At 67.8% G+C, this 4,357-nt stretch carries 4 protein-coding genes; 3 read left to right on the plus strand and 1 reads right to left on the minus strand.

The annotated features are described in order from the left end of the window. Window positions 1–646: 646 nt before the first annotated feature. Entirely contained in the window at window positions 647–1,117 is a 471-nt protein-coding gene (locus ACZ69Q_RS44205; protein ID WP_471054323.1) for an LppU/SCO3897 family protein, read from the plus strand. A gap of 152 nt (window positions 1,118–1,269) precedes the next feature. Here the strand turns inward: ACZ69Q_RS44205 and ACZ69Q_RS44210 are convergent, their stop codons facing one another. Then, window positions 1,270–1,590 carry an SH3 domain-containing protein gene (locus ACZ69Q_RS44210; RefSeq protein WP_471054325.1) on the minus strand — a complete coding sequence of 107 codons (321 nt, stop codon included), beginning with the start codon at window positions 1,588–1,590 and terminating at the stop codon, window positions 1,270–1,272. A gap of 482 nt (window positions 1,591–2,072) precedes the next feature. On the opposite strand from ACZ69Q_RS44210, the gene ACZ69Q_RS44215 reads away from it, so the two are divergent. Together ACZ69Q_RS44215 and ACZ69Q_RS44220 are read left to right on the plus strand one after the other, a co-directional pair. Then, a complete protein-coding gene (locus tag ACZ69Q_RS44215) occupies window positions 2,073–2,834 on the plus strand; it encodes an IclR family transcriptional regulator (protein WP_471054327.1) in 762 nt (253 codons plus the stop codon). Between the two features lie 377 nt (window positions 2,835–3,211). Then, a complete protein-coding gene (locus tag ACZ69Q_RS44220; RefSeq protein WP_471054328.1) occupies window positions 3,212–3,934 on the plus strand; it encodes a hypothetical protein in 723 nt (240 codons plus the stop codon). The last annotated feature ends 423 nt before the right edge of the window (window positions 3,935–4,357 follow it).

Here is a 4,357-nt window from a genome sequence, read left to right on the forward strand (position 1 = left end):
CGGCTCGACCGGCGAGCGCGAGGCCGACTGCGGCCAGCGTCGACCGCAGGCGCTCGGTCCGACGACCGTATCGGCGGGTCAGCCCCGTCATCTGCTCGGCCTGCCGGCGCTTCTTTGATGTTGCCTGTCGGGGAGCGGATGACGCGGGCCGACGCGAGGACGAATCTGCTGCTGTCCGCCAACGAATGTTCTGGAGTCCCCGGCACGGGCCGCGGGGTTCCCGGTCGTGGAAGGCGAGGACCAGCCGTCACCTGGCCTGCTGGTGCCGCCGGTGCAGGCAGCGAGCGCCACCAACACGGCAGCGCCGGCGAGCGCGACGACTGTTCGCCGCACGGGCAGCACACGCGTCTGCATGCCCCTCCCTCAGGAATCCGACCGTGGGCTCCCTATTCAAGCAGCGGATTTCAAATCATTCGACTCGCTAAATGTGCACCCAAACCTGCACACCGGAGGACACTATTGCGCGTGGCGAAATGAGGCCGCTCGATGCCCTTGTGAAGAAGCTGGAAGAGAATCCCGCATCCGTAGCACCTGTGTCAGGATCACAGCCCGGCGCCGTCTTCGATTGCCGCGCCTCGGCCCCCAGCCCGAGCGTCCAAGGATGGCCCCCCTCACGCCTAATCACCCACCCACGGGGTTTTCACGTATGTCGATGCCACCGCAGCAGCACCCGAATCAGCCGTACCCGCAGCAGCAGCCGTACGGATACCCGCAACCGCAGCCGCCGCGTGGTCCCCAGCGCCGGCAGCCGGGAGCCGCGTTGCGGACGGTGAAGGCGGCAGCCGTCGTCATCGCGGTCGTCGGCGCGCTGGGCTATTACGTCTGGGACTACAACACCAGTCCGACCGGCGGCAAGGCGAAGGCGGAGGCCTCCGCCTCGGCGGCCGCAGAGGAAGCCAAGACCCACGAACCCGAGGTCGGCGACTGCGTCAAGGTCGCGGACCCACAGGGCGAACCGGTCCCCACCGTCGTCGACTGCGCTTCGCCCGAAGCCCAGTACACGATGCGCGAAATGCTCCCCGGCCAAGGCCAGGAGTGCTCGTCGAAGTACGACTACGGCATCCAGCACTACAACAGCCGGGGCTTCGACTACACGATGTGCTTCACCAAGGTCTGAGCCCCGTGCTTGCCGCTGACTCACAGAAGCGCCGTTCAGCCCCGAAACGGTGAAGACCCCCCGGACCGAAGTCCGGGGGGTCTTCAGGTTCCTCGCCCACGCAGCCGGCGAGGCCGCCCGTCAGCCGGGGCGCAGCTCGGTGATGGTCTGTCTCAACACGGGGGCGTGCAGGTGTCGACGGTCGGTTCATGGACCAGGTCCTTCCTGACCCAGCCGACCTTCCCCTTGGCGTTCCCGCTGGTCATCCGCAGCTTCACCCAGGACCCCTTGTAGTCCAGGTCCTTGCACTTGTTGTTCTTGTACGCCACTGCGATAGCCGTGCTGTTCGTTGTGGCCTTGGAACGCAGTGTGGCCGATGAAGCGCTGATGTAGCACCGGTTGTCCGCGGCCTGGGCCGAACCGGCCACAACAAGGCCCGATCCGGTCATGGCGACCGCCAGCGAGAGGGCAGCTACTGCTCTGCGTGCACGCACTTTTACCCCTATCGGAGCTCCCGGGAATTCCTTTACGAAAGGAAGTCAATGGAACCCCTACTGGGCATGTCAACTTTTTCCACCAGGCGCAGCCTGAGGAATGAAGCGCCATTTCTCGGCGCGCAATAGCGCAGGTGACGGAAGGCTTTTCCCGTCCGTTCCCGCTTCCCGTAAATGCGCATCCCGCGAAGCGCAATGAGTGTCCGCAAAACCCGTTCTGGTGTGGTGCAAGACTCAGTCTCTTTGCGCGTCACGCATGTACGATGCGAGGGAGGGTTGATCAAGCAACCAAAGGGGGCGCGGGCGACCGGGGTTGGGCCGGTAGCTCGCCACTGACCTGATGGGCCAGCCGCCTCCACGCGGCGTACACGTGAGGAACCGTCACGTTGATCACCACGGCACCCAACGCCCCCACCACACCAGCGCAGTCCGCGGATCCGCGACGCGCGGGCGCCACCGCTCACGCTCTGAGGGTCAAGCTCGTGGAGCGTGCTTTCACCCTCCTCGGCGGACCCGCCCACGGCCCAAGCGAGCTCGCGGCGGCCAGCGGTCTCCACGTCACCGTCGTACACCGGATCCTGCAGTCCATGCTCCCGAGCCAGTACGTCGTCCAGCTTCCCGGGGGGAAGTACCGGCTCGGCCCGGGCGCAGCGACCATCGGCATCCAGGCGATGGCGCACACTCCGGGAGTTGAGGCCTCGCAGCCGATCCTGGAGTTACTCAGCCAGAACTTCGATGCCATGGCGCAGCTTTGGGTGCTCTCCCCGTACGGCCAACCCCGGCAGATGCTCGCCGACTACGCCCCCGGCCGGTACGACCTCGAGGCGCTGGGGTTGACCGCAGGCAAGCTGGTGGCCGTGCACAGCAGTCTGCGGGTCGGGCCGTCGGGCCGGGTGATGGCGGCCCATCTGCCGGCGTCCCTCGTGGACATGGTCCTCGCCCAGGAGCTCCCCGACGGCGCCGACCCTGGGGTCCTCAATGAACACGAGTTCCGGGCGTCCCTGGACGAGATCCGGGCGAGTGGCTACGGCTTGGGCATCGATGAGTTCGCCGGGTGGGCTCAGGTCTCAGCCCCGGTGCTGTGGGGGAACGCCGTGTACGGAGCGCTCAGCGTGCTCAAACCCACCAGCCTGCTGACAGACGTGACCGCAGCGGCCGCGCACACCATCGCAGCGGCCGACCGCCTCAGCCTGCTGGTCGCCGGCGGGAGGCTGGAAGCCGTCTCCAGTCCCCGACTACGGTGACGCCCCGCCTCATGGCCGCTGGTCCAGTTCCGGCAGGAAGCCGCGAGTACAGCGGCTCTCAGGACGTCGGTGGCCAGGCTGCCGGTAGCAGCGGGAGCGGTTCAGCGGCCAGTAGGCGCCGTCTGCGCGAGCCCGCTCGGATCTCACCGACGGCAGGAGGTAAGCGCCGTTGAAGGGCTGCGTGCTCATGTCCGGCCACGGTAGAAGCTGAGCGACTTCCTCTGGTAGCGGTTCTGACGCTGCCCGGCCAGGACGCGATCCCGCTGGCGGTACACCCACTGCTCTGGTGTTGGCCAGACCTGCTCACCCGAGTTCCCTACGTCAACGCCGGCAGCGGGTAGCCCTGCCCTGCTGTGAGCCAGCGAGGGACGGCTTGGTTGGATGCCCGCATGACGGATTGGTCGCAGTTGAAGCACGCGTATGGCACCGCCGAGGACATCCCGGCCCTGTTCGAACAGCTTGGCACAGAGCCCAACGACGAGGCATGGAGCGACCTGTGGTCACGCTTGTGCCATCAGGGCAGTGTCTACTCGGCGAGCTTCGCTGCTCTTGCTCTGCTGGCCGATCTGGGAGGCGAGGCGGACAAGGACGGCGACAATGCCCTGCTCCTGGCCGGAGCGATCGCCGCTGCTGCCGACGATGAGACCCGCGGTCAGCACGGCGCCCTGATCGAGCGGCTGCGGGCTTTGACTCACGCTCGGATCCGCCGCCCCGCGGAGCCCGCCTTCTACGTCTATCTGCTGCAGACCGCCATGGCGCTTGACGGTGTCCCCGTCTGGTCCTCGGCCCTGGAAGGCTTGGCCGACGGGACCATCGAGGTGTTCTGCCCCGAATGCGAGATGGGGGTGTTCGTCTCCATCGGTGAGGGCGGCTACTTCTCCGCCGTCGGCGACTGGGAGCCCGGCGATCCGGAGGGTTCACCGCTTCGCGCTGCCGCGTCGACCGACTTGGAGGGGCCTGCGCGCGTGCTCTATGACGCGGCCCGTGAGGCCGGCGTCGACACCGTCGCGCTCGCCCTCACCTACCTGTTCGGCGGGGGAACGTGCGCCGAGTGCGGCGCGGAGTTCTCGATCGCCGAGCAAGTGGCCGAGCAGTACTGAGACGCCCAGCAACCAGGCCCTGGACGAGGAACGAGCCCGCCGCCTCGGACAGGCACGACCCTCCCCACCCCCGGCCCGCATCGAACTCCCCCGGCCAACGCCCGTCCGCACCGCCTCGCGGCAGCAGGCCCCGGTTCGCGACCCTCTGGAGCCGACCGCGACACGCGACTGCCCGCACAGCCAGCAGCCGGTCACCATCGTCGCGCTTCTGGCCACCCCGGAAGCCGCCCGACCGGTCATTGGCCGCCTCCCCGGTGTTCCCCGGTTGCGGAGAGTGCCCTGACCTGACCTGCCGTCAACCCTCGGGGACCGCCGACCTTCGGTCGGCGGTTGTAGAGGGGGAATTGTCACCCTCCCCCTCATAGTGGGGAGGGTGACGCCATGCGGGGGAGGGGGGGGGAGAGGTTGTGTTTGTTGGGCCGT

Source organism: Streptomyces sp. NPDC036764 (assembly GCF_055609385.1).

Excerpts from the sequence above, each read along its gene's own strand:
- ACZ69Q_RS44205 (WP_471054323.1), top strand. The coding sequence starts at position 647 with ATGTCGATGCCACCGCAGCAGCACCCGAATCAGCCGTACCCGCAGCAG.